At 52.6% G+C, this 23,513-nt stretch carries 14 protein-coding genes; 5 read left to right on the top strand and 9 right to left on the bottom strand.

The window, feature by feature from the left end:
• The first annotated feature begins 814 nt into the window (after positions 1 to 814).
• Positions 815 to 3,031: a family 20 glycosylhydrolase gene (locus ABDK75_RS07660; RefSeq protein WP_346005439.1), complete on the top strand. Its 2,217-nt coding sequence runs from the start codon at positions 815 to 817 to the stop codon at positions 3,029 to 3,031.
• Positions 3,032 to 3,156: 125 nt separating this feature from the next.
• On the opposite strand, the gene nagB is transcribed toward ABDK75_RS07660, so the two are convergent.
• From nagB to ABDK75_RS07640, 4 genes are all read right to left on the bottom strand, one after another.
• The gene (gene nagB / locus ABDK75_RS07655) at positions 3,157 to 3,954 is read right to left on the bottom strand and encodes a glucosamine-6-phosphate deaminase (protein ID WP_346005438.1); all 798 of its coding nucleotides are present in this window, start codon (positions 3,952 to 3,954) and stop codon (positions 3,157 to 3,159) included.
• Positions 3,951 to 5,201: a glucose/galactose MFS transporter gene (gluP, locus tag ABDK75_RS07650; RefSeq protein ID WP_346005437.1), complete on the bottom strand. Its 1,251-nt coding sequence runs from the start codon at positions 5,199 to 5,201 to the stop codon at positions 3,951 to 3,953. The genes nagB and gluP overlap by 4 nt, the downstream gene beginning before the upstream one ends.
• Positions 5,202 to 5,323: 122 nt before the next feature.
• Complete coding sequence (locus ABDK75_RS07645; RefSeq protein ID WP_346005436.1) at positions 5,324 to 7,744, bottom strand: TonB-dependent receptor domain-containing protein; 2,421 nt, start codon at positions 7,742 to 7,744, stop codon at positions 5,324 to 5,326.
• 206 nt (positions 7,745 to 7,950) lie between these two features.
• Positions 7,951 to 9,090, bottom strand: coding sequence for an ROK family transcriptional regulator (locus ABDK75_RS07640; protein WP_346005435.1), 1,140 nt, complete (start codon positions 9,088 to 9,090; stop codon positions 7,951 to 7,953).
• Between the two features lie 216 nt (positions 9,091 to 9,306).
• Between ABDK75_RS07640 and ABDK75_RS07635 the strand changes: the two genes are divergently transcribed.
• From ABDK75_RS07635 to ABDK75_RS07620, 4 genes are all read left to right on the top strand, one after another.
• Positions 9,307 to 10,215 (top strand): ROK family protein, encoded by a 909-nt coding sequence (locus ABDK75_RS07635; protein ID WP_346005434.1) that lies wholly within the window; start codon positions 9,307 to 9,309, stop codon positions 10,213 to 10,215.
• Between the two features lie 312 nt (positions 10,216 to 10,527).
• Positions 10,528 to 11,472, top strand: a complete 945-nt coding sequence (locus ABDK75_RS07630) for a sugar phosphate isomerase/epimerase (protein ID WP_346005433.1) — start codon at positions 10,528 to 10,530, stop codon at positions 11,470 to 11,472.
• Positions 11,469 to 13,136 carry a GMC family oxidoreductase gene (locus ABDK75_RS07625; protein ID WP_346005432.1) on the top strand — a complete coding sequence of 556 codons (1,668 nt, stop codon included), beginning with the start codon at positions 11,469 to 11,471 and terminating at the stop codon, positions 13,134 to 13,136. Before ABDK75_RS07630 ends, ABDK75_RS07625 begins: the two co-directional genes overlap by 4 nt.
• A 52-nt stretch (positions 13,137 to 13,188) precedes the next feature.
• Positions 13,189 to 14,529 carry a glycoside-pentoside-hexuronide (GPH):cation symporter gene (locus ABDK75_RS07620; protein WP_346005431.1) on the top strand — a complete coding sequence of 447 codons (1,341 nt, stop codon included), beginning with the start codon at positions 13,189 to 13,191 and terminating at the stop codon, positions 14,527 to 14,529.
• 177 nt (positions 14,530 to 14,706) lie between these two features.
• On the opposite strand, the gene ABDK75_RS07615 is transcribed toward ABDK75_RS07620, so the two are convergent.
• The 5 genes from ABDK75_RS07615 to ABDK75_RS07595 all read right to left on the bottom strand — a co-directional run bounded on the left by ABDK75_RS07615 (position 14,707) and on the right by ABDK75_RS07595 (position 23,131).
• Positions 14,707 to 17,799, bottom strand: coding sequence for a CusA/CzcA family heavy metal efflux RND transporter (locus ABDK75_RS07615; RefSeq protein WP_346005430.1), 3,093 nt, complete (start codon positions 17,797 to 17,799; stop codon positions 14,707 to 14,709).
• Between the two features lie 3 nt (positions 17,800 to 17,802).
• Entirely contained in the window at positions 17,803 to 18,774 is a 972-nt protein-coding gene (locus tag ABDK75_RS07610; protein ID WP_408874414.1) for an efflux RND transporter periplasmic adaptor subunit, read from the bottom strand.
• Between the two features lie 182 nt (positions 18,775 to 18,956).
• The gene (locus tag ABDK75_RS07605) at positions 18,957 to 20,228 is read right to left on the bottom strand and encodes a TolC family protein (protein WP_346005429.1); all 1,272 of its coding nucleotides are present in this window, start codon (positions 20,226 to 20,228) and stop codon (positions 18,957 to 18,959) included.
• A 12-nt stretch (positions 20,229 to 20,240) separates the two neighbouring features.
• Positions 20,241 to 20,507: a metal-sensing transcriptional repressor gene (locus ABDK75_RS07600; RefSeq protein WP_064275554.1), complete on the bottom strand. Its 267-nt coding sequence runs from the start codon at positions 20,505 to 20,507 to the stop codon at positions 20,241 to 20,243.
• Positions 20,508 to 20,854: 347 nt separating this feature from the next.
• On the bottom strand, positions 20,855 to 23,131 hold the full coding sequence (locus ABDK75_RS07595; RefSeq protein WP_346005428.1) for a TonB-dependent receptor domain-containing protein: 2,277 nt from the start codon (positions 23,129 to 23,131) through the stop codon (positions 20,855 to 20,857).
• Positions 23,132 to 23,513: the final 382 nt, after the last annotated feature.

The following is a 23,513-nucleotide window of genomic DNA, read 5'->3' as shown; positions in this document are numbered from 1 at the left end:
TGGTGGACATTAGAATTTTTTGAAATTCTAGAAAGTAATATTCTGGTGATTTCATATTTATCGCGCGAGGCTTATTGCGGATACATAATTATTTACTTTGCTTATATCGAAATACAAACCTATTTTTTTGATAAAATATATGTGAAATCAGAATATATATATCTATTATTTGCTATTATTTTTGTGCAAATTCATTGCAGGTGGTTGTTGTATCCATAAAAGACAGCATTCTTTTCCGTCTTTGACTGTACAAATGGTTGCCTCTCTTTCCTCCCAAGGGAAACATGTCACGGCAATGATTTCCTTGATTCAAAAATCATGCATCTTCGTTTTTCTACAGGCAGTGCTCTCATGATGAAGCGAGGAGGATCACCATATTTAGTCGAGCAAACGACTGACGCAAAACGATGGACGCATCGTTTTATAAGTCATTCACGAGCTTCAAAATTATGGTGTGTGTGAACCCAAATTAGGGCCTCGAGAGGGGCTTTATCCGCTCTTGATTAAGTTTTTCGCCTAAACAATCTCGGGCGTCGTTAATGCAACATGAAAATCTATTGACAGAGATTTAATTCCTATCCCGTAATAAGAATACAAAAAATCTTTCGGGGGAGCAGTGAAGAGATGACGTCGAATGAGAGACTTTGCCCCAAATTATGGCTGAGAAATCTCCCTTCTTAATCATCCCCGACTGTATCGATGAGCCTGACGCATTGATGCAGTTATGACGTCTTCGGATCACCTCCGAGACCCTGTCTCATGACGTTTTATGTGAACCGCGAAAATCTCTCCTAACTGATCAGGAAAACAGTTTGTGAAAAAACGCCTTCAGCACGCTCTCGCACTTTCTGGGGTCTTGCTCAGTAGTGTCTGCGCATTTTCCTTGTCTCAAGCGCATGCGCAATCCCAGGAGGCATTGTCTTCCAGCCCGGTTTTGCTGCCTGTTCCCGCCCATGTGAGTTTGAGCGGTCGATCCGTTCCCTTTCAAGGCGTGAAGATCGTTTGGGACGGAAAAGCCACACCTCTTGAACAGCGAGCCGTGGCCCGGTTTCTCGGCCGACTGGAAAAATTACAGGGCGGTTCAGATAATAGCGGACCCAAAACCGTCCTGCTTATTCGAGCCGGGCAGGACCCTGCTTATCTGACGGTAAATGAACGGGAAGGATACAGTCTGTCCGTAAAGGGGCAGAACATTCAACTTGAGGCAAGTGGACCGGCTGGCGTGATCCACGGCCTCGCTACTCTTCTGCAACTTGTGCAGGCAGGTCCGTCAGGGCGCCAGATTGCGGAGGGCGATATTCAGGACGCCCCGCGGTTCTCCTGGCGTGGTCTCATGATTGACGTCTCCCGACATTTCATGTCTGTCGAGACTATGGAGCGCCAGCTTGATGCGATGGAGCTCACAAAGCTCAACGTTCTACACTGGCATCTGAGTGATGGAACCGGCTTCCGGATCCAGAGCCTTCGTTACCCGAAGCTTCAGGATGTTGGCGCACATCACCAGTATTATACGCAATCTCAGGTCCGGAGCATTGTTCAATATGCTGCCGATCGTGGGATCAGGGTGGTACCGGAAATTGATATTCCCGGGCATACGCTCTCCTTGTTGCAAGCCTACCCAGAGCTGGCAGCGCAACAACCCGTGTTGGTGACTGATGCCGCGGGCAGAGCATGTACGACGAGTTCAGCGGATGGGCAGACAACGACGAACTGTAGCCGCAGACCCAATCTGAATAACGCGGCACTGAACCCGGTCAGTCCTCAGGTCATTGATTTTGCAGCAAATCTCTATGCTGAGATCGGAAGGCTTTTTCCGGATCGCTACATCCATTCGGGTGGGGACGAGGTTCAGGATCAGCAGTGGCTGGATAACCCGGCGATCGTCTCCTACATGAAGGCCAATGGCTATAAGGATGTCCCGGCGCTCCAGGCAGCCTTCACGGGCAAGATTGAAAAGGCTTTGGCCGCGCAAGGCAAGATCATGATGGGTTGGGACGAAGTTAGCGAAGCGCCCATTCCGAAAGATGTTGTGGTTGAAGTCTGGCGAAACGCGAAATGGACTGGATCTGCCACGAAGGCTGGCCATCCGGTAGTAGTGTCTGCCGGATACTATCTGGATCTTCTGTACTCCTCAGCCAACCACTATGCCGTTGATCCGGATGCGACGCGCCCGGCTAATATAAGCGCTGAAGATGCCGAGCGGCTGCGTCATCAGACGTTGGATCGCCTGGAACGTGCCTTTGCTCCAGATCCGGATATGGCGCCTCTGGACGAAGCCCAACGCAAGCTGGTTCTAGGCGGGGAAGCGCCGTTGTGGGCGGAAATTGTATCTGATGAGATGCTGGATGCACGGCTATGGCCGCGTTCGGCAGCGATTGCTGAACGCTTCTGGTCGCCGGAAACAGTTCAGGATGTTGACGATCTGTATCGTAGGCTTCCCGTTGTCATGAATGAACTCGAGAGCACGGGTCTTCTCGCGCGCGAGCATACGGATCGGATGATTGCAGAACTCACACCGAGCAACATTACTCCACTTACGGTGCTAACGTCCGTCACTGTGCCGGTGCAGAACTATGCGTTGAACCATTTGGCAGGTCCCACAGGGGATGCGATGCTCAAAAGTCCAGCCTCTATTGCTTCGCCGGATAGCTTCAAGGCCATAGAATTCAACGCTCTGGCGAAGCGCTATGCCGCAGGGGACAAAAGTGCCGCCGCTCAGCTTCGAGCCTCCTTGAGTGTCTGGGCAGCTAATGATGCAGCTTATGAACAAGTTGCGACGACGCCTCAGCTCCAGTTGGCTGAGCCTGTCTCTAAGCAGCTCTCTCAATTGGCACTGATCGGGCTGGAGGCAATGGAACCTGGAGCTCATAATCGTGCCTGGCACAAAAAGGCTCAGCAGTTGCTGGCGGAACAGGATTTGACGTTGATCGACCCGACAAGCTTTGCAGGAAAGGAGCGCGTTATTCCGCCGAGCGGTTTGCTGATTGCTATCGTTCCAGGAATTCACGCACTGGTTCAAAGCGCCAGGTAAGGTTTGCTATTTCCGGCGCAACGGGGTTCATACCCTGCGCCGGATTAAGTCTTCTGTTTCTATTATGGTCGTGAACATGATGAGAATTGACGGGGCAGAGAACAAAAATCTTGCCCCGCTATGACTTATAAACAATCCATCAGAGCCATCAGTTCAGGATCGTGCTTCATTTGCCAATCGATGGCTTCGCGCGCAACGAGCGCAGATGCTGCATCTTTATCTAAAATGACCAGGCAGGATGGATGGTATTGCAATGCTGATCCTGGCACAGCTGCAGTAACAGGCCCTTCAATCATCTGTGCTGCAATTTGCGCCTTAGATGGGCCAGTGACGACCATGAGAGCCATATGTGACTCAAGAATTGTTGCTGTTCCCATCGTGATGGCCCGAGAGGGAACGCTGTCTGGGTTGCCCCCAAACATCTCCGCGTTCTGCTCAAGCGTGGTCTGAGCAAGAGTGATGGCGCGTGTTCGGCAGTTCAGTGAAGAAAGTGGTTCATTAAACCCGATATGCCCGTTTTGGCCTAACCCAAGAAGTTGAAGGTCGATACCTCCAGCCCGAGCAATAGCGGCTTCGTAATTTTTGGCTTCTGCATCTACGTCACTTGCCGCACCATTAGGAACGTGCGTGCTGTTCGGCGAAACATTAACTTTCGAAAACAAATGCTCTTGCATATAGTAATGGTAAGACTGCTCGTTCGCAGCATCTAGCCCGATATATTCATCCAGATTGAATGTTGTTACGGACGAAAAATCCAAATTGCTTTCACGGTGTTCCGTGACAAGAAGCTTATAGATTGCTTCCATTGTGCGCCCGGTTGCGAGCCCAAGAACGGACGCGGGTTTCTTCACTATCTGACGCTTCAAAACATGGGCGGCGACAGTTCGAGCGGATGCCGCATCCGGGCAAATCAAGATTTTCATGCCTCGGGAGCTCCTGCAGGCGTTTTAATAAGGTTAGCGAGCGTTGGCTGAGTTTTTATCAGGATAACAGTCATCCAAAGCCCTATGAAGAGGTAGGAGGGGATTACTAGTCCCATAAAGGCCGATGTGGTTCCAAGTTCTGGGATCAGATGAACAAAGATCTGAGGGAGCACAGCGCCTCCGGAAAAGGCCATGACCAGGAAGGCTGTTGCCTTTGCGCCGTCAGCACCGGCTTCTGCGAGTACAATGGGGAAGAGGGCGGGTAGGATCATGGCGTTAGTGAAGCCCAGTAATGCTACACACAACACGGGTGCGATCCCATGTGTTGTTAGCGCTATCAGGCAGATGAGGACCCCAACAACGCAAGACACAATCATGTAGCGTTCCTGGCTAATAAACCGCGGAACAACGACCATGCCCACAAGATATCCAGCCATCATTGATGCGAGCGTCATAGCCGTCAGATACTTGGTTACATCGAGAGAGAGGCCATAAGAACGCCCAAAAAGCCCAATCGCATCCCCTGCCAAAACCTCAATACCCACGTAGAGGAACATGGCGAGTACCCCAGTGGCTAGTCTCAGCGAATTCCTGCGGTGTCCAGGACTTCGTGCCGGAAGATCTTGCTCTATTGAAATTTCAGGGAGAGAGGATCGCGCAACAAGAAACGCCAGCAGCCCGAGCAGGCCAGCCATCACGCGGTAAGGCGTGTGTACGGCATTGGTAAAGCCTGTAAGTATAGCGTCGCGTTCCGGTCCGGCAGGTGTGTTATGGATGCTGGCTGCAACGTCTCCGACGTGCGGCATGACAATAATCGCGAACAGAGCAGGGGCTACAATGCCTGCGAACTTGTTCGCCACCCCCATAATGGCAATTCGCTGAGCCGCACGGTCGTGATCGCCAAGGAAGCTGACATAGGGATTGATTGTGATCTGAAGGAGGGAGAGGCCTGCGCCAATCACAGTCAATCCGCTGAGCGCCCCTGCATACCAACGTGCGTTAACACACTCCCCGAACAGGCCGGTGCCAAGAGCCATAATGGCCAGCGATACAACCAGGCCATGTCGCAAGCCAATCCGCTTGGATAGCAAGGTCGCCGGAAGGGGAAAGACAAAATATGCAAGATAAAAACACACGGGAACAAGAAAGGATGCCACGTCACTAAGGTTGAAGGCAACCTGTACAAAAGTGATGAGGGGTCCATTCAGCCAGGTAACAAACCCTATGCTGAAAAAAAGGGCGGCCATGATAAGAACAGGCCGCCATCCATAAGCCCCGGCAGGGCTCGATATGGGAAACTTGAACAAAAGATCGCCCTCTCAATAGGCTGCTGACCAATATTGATGTGATCAGCAGCCTGTCGTGGGAATTAGAAGCCTGTGGAAAGCGAGACCATCGCCGCGAACACGCCACCAACATAATAAACTGGTGCGCTGGCATTTGCGGTCGCACCCGTGGAGGTTAGGTGGGCCTTGGCGTTGGAGGTGTAGCTCGAACCGGATAGATAATGGTTGTCGCCAAGATTGGTGAGGTTCAACTGAATCTGTGGGTGCTTGATACGCCCATAAGAGTTCATACGGTAACCAAGTGCGATGTTTGACGTAATGTACGACGGCATCTTTTGGTCGTTCATGAACGTCGTGTACTGGGAGTCCACATACCGCAGATCAAAGTTTCCGAAGAAGTGCCCGTCATCATAGTTCAGGCCGACTGCAGCAGTGAACTTCGGGGCGCCAACCGCAATCTTGCCGGCCGTCGGCAGGAGACCGCTGCCTGTGTTGAAGTCATTATCAAACGTGGAGTGCAGGAACTGACCAGACACATAGGGGCTGAAATGGTGCCAGCGCGCCAGTCCAAATTCGGCCTGAACACCACGAGACGTCTGCCCACCAATATTGATCGGGGACGCAACCATCATGTTCGTACCCGGGATGTAGCCCGTTGATGTGACCTGATGGTTCGTGATGTTGATATTAAACAGTGACATCGCAAAGTTGTAGAGTTTGTCCTGATGACGATAGCCAATTTCTTCGCTGATCGAGTATTCAGGTTTCAGGCTCTGCGGCTGCATCACAGCATGGGCGGAATTTGGATCGAAAATCTGGGAATAAGCCTCAACAGACTCTGGCGCACGGAAAGACGTGGTGCCGTTGATATAGATCTGATCCTGCTTGGTGATCTGATAGCTGGCAGAGAACTGCGGCAGCGGCTCGAAATAGTTGCCCTGCATCTTGTAAGGATCAGCGCCTGGGATCAGGTTGGTACCCTGACGTGACACCATAGCAACCCGGAAGCCTGCGCTAAGCGTGAGCTTATCGTTCAGGAGCTTCTGGGTGTCAGCAATAAACAGCGTGTTAACCTGCTGCATGAAATTCAGGTCGTAACCGGACAAGATCTTGCCGTTTAGTCGAATCACGCCACCTGAGAGCCCCACACCGTTTGCGTTGACTGGCGTGAAATCTGAAAGCTCTTCATGTGTTGTGTACGCGTACCACCAGCCGAACGAGAAGGTATTGCTTCTGCTGATGTTCCAGTCTGCAGAAGTATTGAGGCCACCAGTCTTCTGATTCCATGGATCGCGGCTGGACGTCAGGATGTTGCCATTGACAACTGTTCCACGATCAAGATTACCGTATTGCTGTGTTCCGTAATATCCGCCACTCGCAGGAATGTTCTCGCCACCAAGAGAGGGGCCGAACTGATGCACATAGTAGGGTGTTACCTGGAGATGCAGGTGATCTGAGAGTGTGAAGTGCATCGGCACGACGACGAGCTGCTGATTCAGGTTCTGCTGGTTCAGCTTGTAATAAGAGGCATTGCCCGGAGAGAACGTCGGGGAATAGGCAAAGCCAACGCCGTATTGCTTCCACTGCGCCATCGTTGGGGACCGCCATGATGTTGCCTGCTGGCGGTTATAGGAGAACATTGCAGAGATGCTGTTCCCGTCGCCCCACTCTTTTACGAACTTTGAATCGACGTGATAACGGAATAGGCCGCCTGGGCCACGGGCGCCATTGTTATAACTCGTGTGGGAGAATGACACGAACCCGCGAATACCTGAGTTGCCAATATTGCCCGTTTCGAGGCGAAGAAATTCTTTGTTAAAGCTGTAAGACCCGCCAGCAACATCGATAAAGCCACCAGCTTTCTTCGATGGATTGAGAGCAGACGCTGTGATTTGCCCACCGACAGCATTGTAGAATGGTGCATTCAGGTCAGGCGATCCCTGAGAAACCGTAACAGCCCCAAGGTTCTCTGTATCAACCAGCGTGCTGGTATAAGGCGCATAGTTGATCGGATCGGCGAGGGGAGCGCCTTCGAACAGGTAGCCAATCTGCGTCTGGTTTAGGCCCCGCATCTGAATATGATCGCCAGTAATACCGTAAGGGTCCTGGCTCGAAACGGTAACGCCAGGAAGGTCCGCAACCAGTGCCGTGATATTGGAAGAGGGTGACTGCTTGGCGATAAAGTCACGCGTGATTCCACTCTGGGATCGTGGAGCCGTCTGATGCGGCATAAGACCGCCGCCAGGGGTGCGGTTCGTAACGCCCGTTGCCGATAGGGAATGGGTTGTAACGGAAATCTCTTCTACCGACGGGGTGAATTGCCCCAGAACAGAAGGGCCTGGGCTTGAAGAGTTGGAATGTCGCGATGTGGCAGAAGCCTTGGTGGTTGAGGAGCCTTTGGATGAGGCGGGGGCAGCTTTGTTATCCTGTGCATTTGCACTTACGCTCACGAGGCTGGCCATCGTGACACAGGAAACCAAAAGCTGACGGAATGTTATGCGCATTGTGACAACTCCACTCTACGGCCCGTCTCAGCGCCGATCTTTCGTTTCTTTATGGCAATCATCATGCAGAGCCGTGTTTTAGTACGCAATAGGTCTCAAAGAAGCGAAACTTAATTCATAATGCGAACAAAACAATTTTCGATCTGCATTCAAAACTGTTGCTAAAAAAGCACGAATTTTGGTGGTTTCTTTTGTCTGGGGTGGCTTCAAACGTCGTCTTGGCCAAAAATGAAATATCGTGCGGCCAAACTTGCCGCCCCTCTCGCAAAGCTATCTGGTTCAAAATCGCGGAAATGGATCATGGTCCGAGCGCCAACGCGGTTCAGAATGTGGGATTCTGCTTCGTGGAGAAGTGCATGCCTGTAGACCCCGTTTCTCAGTGCTGTGTCGAGCATGACTACAACGTGGCTTGGATCCAGCATTTGGATGAGTTGCGCTGTCGCGATACCCATAGCCGATCCTGCGCGATGCAGAATTGTCAGTGCTTCAGGGTTGCCGCTTGTAGCCAAGGTTGTGAGCTCCTGAGCGCTGGTTGGAAGCCCGATCTTTCGCGCTGAATTAGAGATAGCGAGCAGGGAAGCAACTGTCTCCAGGCACCCTTTGTTACCGCAGCGGCAGGGAAGGGCATCGGAATTTTCCAGCGTTACCGGAGCGTGTGAGATTTCTCCGGCTCCGCCCGAGTTGCCCCAGAGTAGTTTCCCGTTGACGATATGCGCACAGCCGATGCCGTGGCTGACGAAAACCATGCTAAAATCGGGGCTGCCTCTGAGCGGCCCAAAGAGTTCCTCACCAAGGATCAGGGCCTTGGCATCGTTTTCAACCCATGTCGGTAGCCCTGTCTTCTCTGCCATGGCCGTGCCAATGTTGACGTCCCGCCAGCCCAGGGCAGTGCAAGCGACGCAGGTATGTCTGTCTCGAGAGACGAACCCGGGAAGCGCAATTCCAATCCCGGAAAGCTTGTCTCCGGCTTCTCCCATCGTCTGACGTAGTTGCTCAGTTGCTCTGGCAAGGGCGCTGATGCACTCATCTGGATCCGTAGGGCGAGGCAACTCTACACGTGCATGTACTGTTCCGTGCAGATCGGTCAGCACGAGCACCATCGGGTCGTCTTGCATCGAAATGCCTATGAACCAGGCAGCATCTGCTCTGACGGCCAGGGAGACAGACGGCCGACCTACTCCGAAAACGAGTTCCCGTTCGGAAAGGATGTCTTTGTCGAGGAGATCTCTGACTAACCCGGAAATAGTCGCTTTACTGAGCCCCAGGAATTGAGCCAGCTCGGTTCGACTTTTTGAGCCTTCACGACTGAGAGTGCTGAGGATCTGGTAGTGGCCAGCTGAAAGCATTGGTTTTCCTGCTCGTCTCGCAGGAGACGCTAGGTGTGAGATAATTTTTTATCTAAATTATAAACCGTAGAATTACATCAACATATTTACAAAGAACGTCTCGCTCTTTAACCGAATAACGAACGTGGTGAATCTGCCTCACTAAAATCGCTTCGCCTACGAGACTGCTACTGCACGTTTCAGACGGGGCTGCCTCACTCTTAAGCGGACGCATATATGATTCTCTGTGCAGACATAGGTGGTTCATTCATCGATTTTGCCGCTGTGAGGCCAGGAGGCAAACTGGAACACAGAACCGCTGTGCCGACGCCAGTTAATGACCTGACCGCGTTTGTAGACGCTCTCGTCGAACTGTGTCGCCCATGGCCGGAAGTTCCCCTGCATATCGCTATTGCAGGCGTTGAAAATCCTGAAACTGGCATTGTTCACGCTGCCAATATTCCCTGCCTTAAGCACGCGTCTCTAGGGGAGTTTTTACAAGCCAAGGCCAATAGGCGAGTTTTGATTGCCAATGATGCAGATTGTTTTGCTCTTGCGGAAGCAAGATTTGGTGTCGCGAAGGGGCATCAAAACGTATTCGGCATTATTCTGGGAACGGGTATTGGTGGCGGCCATATACTCAGCGGAAAAATCGTAACTGGCCTAGGCGGTATCACAGGTGAATGGGGGCATTCTCCTACTGTGCTGTCACCGCCATTCATGAATTGTGAGCCTGATCATTCAAATATTGTTCCACTCTTTAAGTGTGGATGTGGGCAGGCAGGGTGCCTGGACACAATAGCAGGAGCCCGCGCGCTTGAGCGCCTGCACCTCTGGGCTGGAGGAGACGTTTCCGATAGCCGCAGCATTCTGACCGCGTGGGAAGGAGGAGACCTTCAAGCTGAAAGGACGATGACGGTTTACCTGTCTTACGTTTCTGCTGCTCTCGCGCATGTCGTTAACATTACGGGATGCACGATCATTCCGGTGGGAGGCGGCTTGGGCAACTCCAAGAGCCTTATAGCGGCGATCGATCGTGCCGTGAGAGAGAAAATTCTTTACCCGACTGAAGCGCCACTTCTCACTCAGGCAACACTCGGGACGGAAGCCGGATTGCTGGGGGCAGCCTGCCTCACGGACGTGTAGGCGAACCCCCATTACCTATGAGGGCTTGTCTCTTGTATTGGAGGAATATCATCATGGTTCATTCTCGCCTGATTATGCGCGGCGGCAGACCAGTTGAGTTTTTGGTATAGACAAAAGACACTATTGCGCGCCCAAGCCACTAAACCCAGTTAGACCCGCCCTGACTTTCAGCTCATTGTGTCCGCAAAATTGCAGTGACGTGCCTTATGGCAAACGATTGCACACAGTCCGTTCCTTCTTCATAATGAACTTCATCTCAAGTGCGTCTATTCCGATCCTCAGCTTTAGAGAGCGGCAACAGAAAGAGCCTGTATGAAAACCGGGACTGATCTGATCACGTTTTATAATCCCGAGTTCTGGGGGGTAACTTCCGAAGACGACATCGCACGTCTCGCAGAAAAAGACCCTTCCTTCTTCTGGACAAAAATTCTGGATACCCAGGCAGAAACAGGTTTAAGCGGGATAGAGCTGACATTTCCTCCATTTGACTGGAAAGGTGCGACTAAAGCCTTTGGTTCTAAAGAAAATCTGGCGCAGGAACTGAAAAATAGAGACCTTTCTATATGGTCCAGCTTTTTCGCAGATCTCGACCGTATTCCACTATCCGAACACCGCGCGGCAGAAGAAAAAATTCTCATATCGGTTGCCGAAGCGGCAGCTTTCCTGTCTTCCGTTGGCGGAAAGGTGCTGGTTGTCGGCCTTCCTTGCCGTACGACATGGCTTTCTGAGCCGGTTCAGTTTGTCGATATGGCACTTGCCCAGCCTATGGCGGATCTGTTGAATCGTATGGGGGCTGTGACTGCTCGTGCAGGCGTAGCTCTCGCATTGCACACCGAAGCAAATTCCGTTTTCTGCGCTCCACGGGATGTGGATCTGTTTATGCTTCTAACTGACCCACGCTATGTTTCTCTCTGTCTGGATCCTGCGCACATTACCATTGAGGGTGGAGATCCGGTTAAACTCCTGGAGCGACATCTTGAGCGTGTGGTGGCGATGCATTGGAAAGATGCGTCAGGTGTGATGCCGATCTCAGTTGAAATCAATGAGACCATTTATGCCCAGCATCGACCGTATTTCTGTCCGATAGGACAGGGAAGCGTCAATTTTGTGGAGTTGGCCACTCGATTAAAAAAATCTCCCCTAAAATGTGGCCCAATTCTGGAAATGGATTCCTGCGCTAATCCTGAAGAAGCGCTGAAAGACGGCGTTCAATTCATCAACACGATTTATGACGGCCTTGAAGGGGCGTCTGCATGACCCGCACCGGCTATGATGTGATCGTTGTGGGGTCCGGTGCCGCTGGAAGTTTCGCTGTAAAGGAACTCGCCGAACAGGGTCTATCGGTGTTGGTTTTGGAGGCTGGCCAGCGGCTTAGGCAATCTGATGTCGAGCCACGTTCTGGTCGAAACTGGTCTCATACAGCCCTTTTTCCTCGTGTGAAGGCAACGCTCTTGGGGCAGCCTATTCAGGCCCGCGTCGCATTTTTCAAAGAGCAACTCCGGCATCTTTTCGTCAATGATTGGGCACATGGCTACACGACACCGAAAGACAGGCCGTTTCTCTGGATCCGCGGCAGGCAGACAGGGGGGCGATTACACGTCTTTGGGCGCGTTCTATTTCGTTGGTCCGATACAGACTTCAAAGGGCGAAGTCTTGGAACAGGACCTGAAGACTGGCCATTGTCCTACGCTGACATTGCGCCGTTCTATGAGAAGGTTGAGCGTTTCCTTGGAATTTGCGGGAATGATGACGGTGTAGAGACCGCGCCCGACGGAATCATGGCAGAGCCTGCGATCCTGACGCCGGAAGAAAAAGGATTTCGAGCTGCTCTGAAGGCACGGTGGGCAGATCGACACACAGTGGCGTGGCGGTTCAACCGTTACAAAAGCTCCCCTTTGCCTGCTGGCTTGGAAGCGGCTCTCGCGAGTGGCCGCACGACACTTCAGTCTGAAGCGATTGTGGAGAAGATTGAAAGCGATTCACACAGCGGAAGAGCGACAGGCGTAACATTCGTCCATCGCCGCACTCGCAAACGGCACACGATCTCCGCAAAAGCCGTCGTTGTTTGCGCATCCCCCATTGAAAGTGTCCGGCTGCTTCTGAATTCCCGTAGTGCAAGACATCCTTCCGGGCTCGGAAACAGTTCAGGCGTCCTAGGCCGATATTTTATGGATCAATGCGCCAGCTTGATGTTTGGGCGCTGGCCTGCGATCGCACGTGAAGGCCAGCCGGAAACTCTTCCAGAACATCCTTTATTTGGCGCGACCGGGGGAATGTATGTGCCTCGATATGAAAATACTGCCAATCATCACGATGCCTCTTTCACCGGTGGCTATACCTATCAGGGGTCGATTGGGCGTTATGCTGGACCGGATGCGCAAGGATATCTGCCTGTTACCATGATGTGCTTCGGTGAAATGCTCCCTTATGAAGACAATCGGATTACGCTGAATTATTCCAGAAAGGATCGCTGGGGTATTCCCCTTCCTCACATCAGTTGCGGCATCCATTCCAACGAGCGGGCGATGTTAAAGCGCCAAATCCAGGATAGTGCTGACATGATAGAAAGTGGCGGCGGATTGGTTGATTTCTGGGCTTCCCCCTTAGGTTTGGGGCAGAAAGGCGCTGGAATGTATCCCGCCCAGGTTTGGCCAATCCGGTGGTTCATGCGTAAAATGTTTCCGAAAAGTCTGGTAGTGGGCGCCGCCATACATGAAAGTGGGGGTGCTAGAATGGGAAGCGACCCAGCGACTTCATATCTGAATCCGTATGGGCAATGCTGGGAAGTCCCCAACCTGTATGTCACGGATGCATCCAGTTTCCCGACAGGCGGATCACTCGGCACCACATTAACAGTTATGGCGCTCAGTATTCGGGCGTGTGAGCATCTGGCTACAGAATTAAAAGCGGGGTGCCTCTAAAACAAAGTTCTGCAACACATTCAGAGCTTCCTTCTGCCATTGGAGAGTCGTGATGACAGGCCAGCCAAACGAGATCTCTCGTCGTGAAAAAGTGGCCTATGGTTGTGGAGACCTGTCTTCCAATCTGATGTGGGGTCTAACGTCAGCATATCTGATGTTTTACTACACTGATATCTACGGTATTCCGGCAGCCTCTGTTGCCTGGATCCTACTCATTGCACGCGTGTTCGATGCATTCTGCGATCCAGCAATCGGCTGGGTGGTGGATCGAAAAGGTGGACTCTTTATTCGGCCGCTGATCCGGAATTTGGCAATTCCGCTCGGTATTGCTGATTTTTTTTGTTTTCTGCCGTTACCGCTTTCGCCCACGGGAAAAATACTATGGGCAGGGGGGACGTATATTATATTCGGCGCCGTATATTCCTGTATCAACACGCCTTATGGTGCACTCGCTCCCATGATGACCAAGTCGGCGCGCGAACGGGTTGATCTGAATTCGTTCAGAATGATGGGCTGTCAGGTTGGGCAATTCTGTATTGCCGCGTTAACCATTCCCGCCATTACGTGGCTGGGCGGGGGGAGCAGCATAGCTCATCGGCAGCGGGGAATTACGATGTTCGTCCTGCTACTTTCCTGCGTAGGTATTGTTCTATGGCGGATGGTATCCACAAATTGTGTCGCACGTTATCCGACAACTCCTGCGCGCCATGACATCCGTAAAACCTTGAGATTACTGTTTAAAAACAGACTCTGGCTCATTTGCAACATTATCGTATTTCAACAGTTTATCGTCATTGCCGCACTCTATGGGTTTGCTATTTACTATGTGAAATGTGTGCTCGGTGGAACTGATGCCTTGAGCGGAGCGATCCTGACGCTTGCAAGTGTCTGCAGCTTTACAGGAGCATCATTCTGTCCAATGAGCTCGCGCCGTTTCGGAATCATGAAGACAGCTTTCGCGGCAACAGTTGTCCAGGGCCTAGCTTATGTAGCCATGCTCGTTTGCGGAGTATGGTTGCCGGGATTTTTGATAGCTTTTGTGGCGTTGGCTTTAGGGCAGGGGCTAATGTCCCCCATATCGTATGTTTTTCTCGCAGCAGCAATTGATAATGGCCGTGCGGTCGACGGGACCGGGGCTGCAGGTCTGGCGTATTCGATCAATACATTGATTTCAAAAGTGTCTATGGGCGTCACTGGCTTCGTTCTGGCACTCTGCCTGTCCTATGGTCGTTATGACGCTACATCTCTGGTGCTGAGCCGAAGCACCGCCGCATGGGTTACCGCAGGATTTGTTATTCTACCGCTGGTGTCCGTCATCATACAGTATGGCCTTTTACTGCTCTGGAAATCAGTTCGAGGAACGGAGAAGGAGCTTCTTGTTACTTCTCTTTGATCATGTCTTCACGCCAAAAAACAAAGTTTGTGTCAGAAGCTACGAATTTTCCGTCAATCGTGATTGATGGCATATGTATGAAATAATCAGATAGTAATGCAGTGAAGATGCGAAAATTTAATTCTGCATCTTCACTGCTACTGGGATAGGCCTTCTGATACTGAGCCCCGCCCCAACCTAACCAGCAGAAGACGTAGGTTTTGGGCCTTTCAAATCTGACCGACGGCTGAAAAAGAACGCATAGAGGGACGGGAGGACCAGAAGCGTGAGCAGCGTTGACGACACCAGTCCACCAATCACGACAGTTGCCAGCGGCCGTTCTACTTCAGCTCCGGCACTCCCAGAAAATGCCATGGGAAAAAAGCCCAGGCTCGCCACGGACGCGGTTGCGATAACGGGGCGCAACCGAACCCGAGCAGCCTCGAATGCTGCTTGAGCGGCCTCCATGCCTTCATCCCGATAGGTCCGGATCTGGGACACCAGGACCACACCATTGAGGATGGCAACGCCAAACAGGGCAATGAAACCAATACCGGCTGCAATACTGAAAGGCATACCTCGTATGGCGAGTGCCAGAATGCCGCCTGTTGCGGCTACGGGCAGGTTTACGAACACCAGAACTGCCGTACCCAAAGAAGAAAGTGCTGCCACCAGAAGGATAAAAATAAGGGCAAGCGCGATTGGCACGACGATAGCAAGCCGTCGGCTGGCGGATTCAAGGTTCCGGAACTGACCTGCCCAGGACATCCGGTATCCCGGGGGCAGGACAACCTGCTTTTCAACTGCTGTCTGTGCGGCCTTTACAAAGCTCGCGACATCGCGCCCGCGGACGTTAGCCTGTACAATGATACGTCTGCGCAGGCTGTCACGATCTATGCGGGACGTCCCATCAACGAGCGAAATATGGGCAACTTCGTTGAGCAGAACCCAGCCGGCTCCATCTGCGCGTCGTACCTGGAGCCTGCCCACGCGATCCATGGATTTTACAGCGTCGCTCGCAAACTGCACCTGAGCCGGAATAATGGCGTTTTCCAGAGTAATGAACGTGCCTGTATGGCCGCCAATGGCCTCTATGGTTTGAAGAATGTCCGAGACATTCACACCGAGGCGAGCCGCTGAATCCCGATCTACGTCAACATGCATGTAGGACATCGTGCCCTCACTGGCAGAGTTCACATCCGCTGCACCCGGGACGCTGTTGATTGCCTTGATCGTTGTATTGGCCAGCCGTGACAGTGTCTCCAGATCATCTCCGTAGATTGAAATTGCGAGCTGCGTTCTAACGCCGGAGAGGAGGTCGTCCATTCGCATCTGGATAGGCTGCGTCCACGAGTAATCTGCGTCTGGCAGGCGCTCATTCAGGGCGGCGCTCATCTTTTTGACAAGCCCAGCTTCAGTCCCGGCCGTTGTCCATTCCGATCTGGGCTTGAGAAACACGAACGTATCTGTTTCAGCGGTACCCATAGGATCTGTGGGGATGGCTGAGGTTCCCGTGTTGCTGACCACAGTCGCAACGTCAGGGAAGCTCTTGAGAATACGCTCTTCCTCAGTCACGCCCCGCAGAACTGTATCCAGCGAGGCGCTCGGAAGCCGTAGCGATGTGACGAGAAGAGACCCTTCATCAAGCTGGGGAACAAATTCACCGCCAAGGCGCGACGCAACAAGTACGGCTATAGCGAATGTTGTGAGTGTGATGCCAGTCAGGAGTTTCGCGTGGTGTTCGCTCCAGGCAAGTGCGGGTTCGTAGTAGCGGCGTACAAATCGCACGAAGCGCGTTTCCCGATCGACCAGACCAAACCGCATGACCAATGCCGCAAGTGTCGGGATGCAGATAACGCAGTAAAGAAGGGATGCAACCAGCGCCATAATGACCGTCTGGGCCATTGGCCTGAACATCTTCCCCTCAATTCCCTGAAGGGTGAGGATGGGAAGATAGACGATAATGATGATGAAAATTGCGAAGCTGACAGGGCGGATAACACTCAGGAGTGCATGATGAGCGAGTGTTTTGAAGTCGTTCTTGTTGGTGGCTTTGTCCCGGGTGGCCAGAAGATGCTCCACGACGACGAGCGAACTGTCGACGATCATCCCGAAATCTATGGCCCCGAGGCTCAGCAGATTGGCAGAGACGCCAAACCATCGCATACCCGCCATGGCGAAGATCAGGGCTGCCGGGATAACAGACGCAATGACGAAGGCAGCTCGCCAGTCGCCCAGGACAACAATCAGAACGCCAATTACCAGAATAGCGCCGATCATCAGGTTTTCCTTGACCGTTCCGATTGTTTCAGAGGTCAGGCTGGCGCGCGTATAAAATGGGTCAAGTTTGATGCCGGGGGGAAGGGACTGCCGAATTTCTGGAAGGGCTGCATTGATGGCGTCCAGAGTGGCATTTGAGCTGGCCCCATTTTGCATCAGCACGACGCCATTGACGATCTCGCCCTTACCGTCACGCGTCACGGCACCCAGACGCGTACGGGAGCCGAGAGCAACTTTCCCCATATCGCGGATCCGAATGACGTGCCCACGGGGGCCCATCTTGACGGGTATCAGGCCGAATACGTCGAGGCCCGTCACCCGCGCACGAGCGACGATTACCTGCTGCTCATCATGATGAGCAATCCATCCTCCGCCGGATGATGCATTATTGGTCTCGATAGCCTGATCGATGTCCCGGATGGATACGCCGTATGCGACCATTCTGGACGGGTCGAGCGTTAGCTCGAATGTTTCTTCCGCGCCACCATTGACATTGACGTCAACGACGCCCGGAACGAGCTTTAGCTGGGGCACAACGGTCCACGTCATGATCCGATTCAGATCAGTGAGGGAATAGCCCGCTCCCATGATCTGAATTTGCATGATCTCGCCCATACCGGTGGCAAGAGGGCCCATCGTGATGGATATTCCGGGAACCGAAATCGTATCCCGCGCCTGTTGCAGACGCTGACTGACCCGTGTTCGATCCAGATCAATGTCTGTTGCATCCGAGAACTGCAGATAGACAGCGGACACACCCGTACGAGACACAGACCGAAGGTCAGTGACCCCGGGTATTCCTGTGAGGTTTGTCTCAAGCGGGAAGGTGATAAGTTTTTCAACTTCTTCCGTTGCGAGGCCCGGTGCCGTGACAGAAACCATGACCTGACGAGGAGAGATGTCTGGCACTGGTTCCACGGGCAAACCGGGAATAGTGAGAAGACCACCGACCAGCAGGGCGGCGACAAGGCCGAATAGGAGAAAGGTATTTTTCTGAATGAACGCCAGCATATTTCAGTCGCCGCTCGAAGCTGAAAAAATGGCCGCGCTCTTGAGGGCAAAGCTGCCGCGGCTTACGACTTTACTGTCGGGAGGCAGATCGCTCTGTACGACTGCTTCGTCGTCAGTTGAGAGTAGTATGTGCACGTCATGGGGCTGGAAGAGGGTGCCCCCAGAAGGGGTGTAGACCACGTCGTGGCCATTGAACTGCTGTATGGCGGTGGCCGGTACAATAATTCCTTTGGCGGCTTGGGCAGTCTCGAGTGTCGCATCAAGCATTGTGCCAGGTCTGAGATTAACGGCAGGTTTATCAAACGTACCAATAACCCGAAGCAACCCTGTGTCAGCATCTGCCACGTCATTAATAGTGCTGATCTTCGCATAGGCGGGCGGCTGTTTCATATGACCTGACGGTCGAACGGAAAAGCGTCCACCAATAACGAGATCCTGCGCATCCTCTGGTCGAATGCTCGCGACGATCCAGACTGATGAGAGGTCTGTCACATTGGCTACGACATCGCCGCTTGTAACATCATCAGCAACGGCAACACCGACGTTCTGAACGACGCCATCTACGGGGGAAATCAGCCGGGAGTCTTCACCATGCCCGATCGTCTCTGTTGCAGAGGTGAATTCTTCCTCAAGACGATGCTTGATGGTCTCACTATCAGCGCGCTTTGCAGCTAATGTGGCTTGTGCCTGCTGGAGCATAGCCAGACGGCGCAGGACTTCCCCGGATGAGACGGTTGTGCCGCTCAGGGAGCGCCCTCGTTGATAAGCTTTTTCAGCCTCTGAGACTGCCGCCCGGGCTGAACTTAATGCCGCATTGGTCTGCCCCTGTTCGAGATAGAGTTCATGCAGGGAATGATCAGTGTATGTAATCAGCACTTGCCCTTTCCGGACGCGTGCGCCTGGTGTGACCAGAACTTCAGTGACCTTGCCGCTTCCTGCAGGTCTGATCATCACCGAATGCGTTGAATTGGCCATGACACTGGCCATTGCAGGCAGGAGCGCGTGAAGTTCGCCGTATCTGACCGGCGAGACGGAGATGCTTTCACTTTGCTGCGCTAAGGCGCTCATATGGACAGGCTTGAGCCACGAAGGAGTTTCCGCCTGACAAGGCACGGACATGATGCCGAACATACAAAGCGGCAAAAAGCGTATGGTTTTCAAGGCAGTGTCCCTGTGGAAATACAGATACGCACGATGGCGCTATGCCAGGCAACCTCGGCCTGATTCAAGGTTAGAAGAGCGCGCCACGCATCCGTTCTGGCGCGTAGTGCTTCAATGAGTGGTGTCTCACCAAGGCGCCATGAATGTTCCATGGCATCTGCACGCTTCATGGTCTGGGATGCACTTGTCTGCGATTGCAACAGCATTTCATGAGCCGCTTTCACCCGCGCCATGACCTGAACAAGTTCCGTATGAACGGCACGGCGCGCCTGAACTTCAGCACGCGTCGCTGCGGCGAGACGGTCACGAGCAGCAGAGAGAAGGGGCGTATGTGTAACATCGCTGGGAAGAGGGACGCGCACATTCACGCCAACCTGTGTCGCCCACGGGCTGCCGTATTGCCCCTCATCAATTGCATCGATCCCTATTTCAGGATTGGGCATGAAGCTGGACCGGGCCAGATGCATGTCTTCCTCAGCGGCCACGACAGCACGGTGAGCTGACTGTAGGCGAGGGTCAAGGTTTTCCAGAGCCTGAAGATTGCCAGTCGGGATCCGGGCAAGCCACGGCGCCTGTGCCGACAGAATATCAGGAAGACCTGGAATTCCCAGCAGAGACAGTAACTCGGCGCGGGTTCGGGTTTGATTTTCTTCCGCTTCAGCGAGTTCAGAGCGAATATCCGCGAGCTGAGCATTGACTGCTTGCATCTCAACGCCGGTCGTTTCGCCTTGAGCCTTAGACTGAGATGTCAAAGACGCAATATGTTCCATCGACCGCACGAGCATATACGCTGCTATGACGCGGCGATCAGCCAAAATGGCCGCACCACTCTGTTCCAGCACGCGTACAGCAATTGCCATTCGCTCCACTTCAACGCGAGCAAGAGCGGCTTTGGCATCAGCCTGAGCCAGATGTTCAGTTGCACTTCCCTGGCCAGGAAGCCAGAGCGGCACGGACACGCCACCCTGCCACGTGATGTATCCCAGATTTGTCCCTGACGCCCGATCGTCGCTGTAGCTTGCCGTCAGGATGGGGCCTCCCGCAAACCAGGACTTGGCTGCTGCTGCGCGGGCATCGGCAGATTGAGCGTTAGTGGCCAGCTCCTGGCGGACCGGATCGTTGTCCCAGGCAGCTCCCAGAGCCGTATGGAGTGGAATAACCGTGTCGTCTGCACTGAGGGCAAGCGTTGGAAACCAGCCGACTGAAAGCAGGCAGGCCAGTGCCATCCTGCGCGACACCACGAAGCAGAGATGTGCTGGAAACCGCACCTGTCTCGTTCCTTAAAAGTATTTCACAAGGAAAGAAAATTCCTGAATGGCGTCCTCGCGGCTCATCTTGCCATCGGCGACGGCATCAACGATGCATCGTTCCAGATGATCCTGCACGAGCAGGCGCTTGGCACCACGGATGGTGCTTTCTATAGCCGCAAGCTGTTGAGCAAGCTCAGAGCAGGAGCGACCTTCCTCCATCATCTCTATGACTTTGGCGATATGGCCGTGAGCCTGCTTGAGGCGAGGTTTGATGAAAGTGTGTGTTTCGTGTGCCATGTCCCATTCCCTACCCTGAGGGGGAGGGGGTCGTAAAGTCCAACTTTCGTTTGTGGGCACAAAATTTATTAAGCGTGGCTCTCCATGTTCTTGCCGCCTCTATGCCTGAGGATAGCTCTCCAAAAACATGGGTAAGCCGTCGTTTTAGCGACTTTCCGTCGGAAGTTAGGGGCCACGCAGCAGGGGGGTATACACAAGGATGGCGCCAAATATGAGCAGGATCAATCATCCTAAGGTGCTCAAGATCTCGCTCTTGTGAAGGCCGCTATCGCTTTGCGTCAGATTGGTTTTTATTCTCCAATCGGCTCGGAGTGGGGCAGACGGTCTCCGTCCTGCCCCAACACGGTTTAGAAGCCGACTGAGACGCCGCCAAAGAGGCCGAAACCATCTCCCGGCTGCATGACCGACAATTGTTTTCCTCCCGCAATGTATCCAGGCACTACGATGGAAGCATAATGTTTATTGGTCAGGTTGTTGAACGACAGGAATACCTGACGATGCTTTCCGGGCCATTCATAGCCAACATTGGCATTATAGATATGATAGGACGGCGCGAAATAGGTATCGTCATAAGAGCCTGAAACCTTTGACGAAACCTGTGCATTGAACCCCGCATAGAAACCATTTTTCAGATCGAGGCGGACTTCCCCCTGATAAAAATGCGCTGGAATTCCCGGAAGTTTGTTGCGCCCGAACACAGCATCATTTTTGAAATGAAAATCCTGGTAGGTATAGGACTGTCGCAGACCTAATGTTCCGCCGGACCATTTATACAGGTCTGTCTCCAATGAAGCTTCTACCCCCTGATGCACAGTTGGAGAGGCGTTTGAGTAGGTCGCATTTCCGTAAAGCTGTGACAGCGGAGTCATAACTGACAGAAGTTCGTTCCTGACGGAGGAATAGTAGTACGTCAGGCTCCATTTATTGTGTAGCCAGTCACCTGTCGTGCCGATTTCGTATGTTGTTGCCGTCTGATTTTCGAGACTGGCCCCCGTTGCTGTCAAACCTGCGGCAGGTCCGGTCGTGTAGTTGGCACCAGACAGAAGCTGCCAGTCATTAGGTGGCTGAAAACTGCGGCTGACGTTTCCATACACAGAGACATGCGGACTGATGACATACCGAAACCCTCCGCGCGGGGTAAAGCCCACGGCCGAGGTGCCGAGAGAGCTTTGCGTTGGATACGTCACGGCCGTAGAGCGCTGTACGAAATCCAGTGCTCCAGCGGCTGTTAGCCAGAAATTATGAAAGAGTTCGAAGTTATCTCTGATATGGAAATAATTGTCCGTTCCGCCGTAGGTAGCGTGCCGGAGCTTTGTTCCAAGAGGAATCCCGGCATACGTGCCCGTATATGTTCGTGTACGGGTGGTTTGCCAGGCATCCAGGTCACTATAGGTGTCAATTCCGAACAATGCGTCGTTGCTATGTCCCCACAGCTTGTCTTTGCGGCTGTAGCGGATCACGCCAGCAATCGTCTTGTATCCCCAAACGCCAGCGGTCGTACCGTTTTCAATATCAATCGGAGCATCCTGATAATCAATTCCCAACTCAAGCTTGGAATGATCGTCAATCCGGATGGTGGTCATGTTTCCATACCATTTTGAGCCCGGCTGAATGCGTTTGGAATGCAGCGCAACGTAAGTTGATTGTGCCTGTTTTGGATTATCAATGATCTGATCGCGTGTCAGGAAGCCCGGATAGCCGTTTTGCGTCTGCCGATACCGGAAGAAGAACCGTGTGGAGACCTTGTCATTGAAGCGGTATCCATAGTTTGCGTTTACACCAAAACTGCTTGCCGCAGTCTGCTGCTGGTATCCGCCTCGATAGGATTTGGTGATACTGACATAGTAGTCAGACTTCCCGATCACTTTTCCTGAGCTGATCTGTTGCTTATTATAGTTGAAGCTTCCGGCTTCTGCCCGAACCTGGAATACGTCTGCATCGTAACCCGTAGGGGTTACGTAGTTGATGGCGCCCCCTAATTGCATGCCTCCATAATCGAATGCATTGGCTCCACGGAGTACTTCGGTATAACGCACCCCAAGTGCCTCAAAGAGTTCGTATGGCGTACCGGCAGGGGTCGTGACAGGTAGTCCGTCGAACATCATCAGGATGCCTGAGCGAAAATAGTTCGTACCCGTTTGAATCCCTGATCCACGGATAGAGAGGCGCAATCCATCACCGCCGCCCGAACTCTGCGCAAAAACGCCAGGCTGGAACGCAAGAACGTCAGCATTCGTGAAGTTCCGACCTTTCAGAACTTCGTGCGCGTCAATCACACTAACCCCGCCAGGAATAGTGCTTAACGCTGCCTTCGATTGGTCCACAACAGAACGCCGCCGAGTAGAAACCTTGATTGTCTCACTGCTCGGAGCAACAAAGGATTTAGGAGGAGCAGGACGATAGAGCGTATCAGGAGACTGCGCCCCATTTACGGTAGGGGACTTCGCCGGTTTTTTACTTAAAGTGCCTGTACGATGATGGTTCGTGTGGATTTTGTGTTCCGCAGCCTCGCTCACAAGCGGTGTCATTGCAACCGCGCTTAACAGGACGGAAGACAGTCGTGCGCGAGACACACTGAGGCGAAAACCTGTGTGAAAATACACCCGATTTTTCATGCTCTTCATTTTCAAGCTCATTCTGAGGCGAAGTTTTGCCTCATGTTTATTGATGCTTTAGCTCGCTTGGGAGCTCTGTATTTTATGTGTGAAGACCGTGATCGCACCTGTATTGAAGATTTATGTGCTTCTCCATTCTCGCGTTGTTTGACGCAAGATACAGATACACAACGTCTTTACCTGTGATGCGCCCGACGCGACTTCACAACAAGGCTTAATGCCTCTCAGGCATCACAACACTTACATCGCATCCAAGTATTCCTTGTTCGAAAGATATATCACCAAATACAATGGTTGATAATATTATATTACTTTTCAATTTTGATTTATATGGCGGTAAATATGAGTTTGATTCACGTCTTATATGACAAATCCCTGAGTGTTGGGGCGG

This window comes from Gluconobacter sp. OJA, assembly GCF_039638325.1.
Classification (GTDB): Bacteria; Pseudomonadota; Alphaproteobacteria; order Acetobacterales; family Acetobacteraceae; genus Gluconobacter; species Gluconobacter cerinus.
Note: the sequence above shows the minus strand (reverse complement) of the source record. Positions and strands in the feature narration are given on the sequence as shown.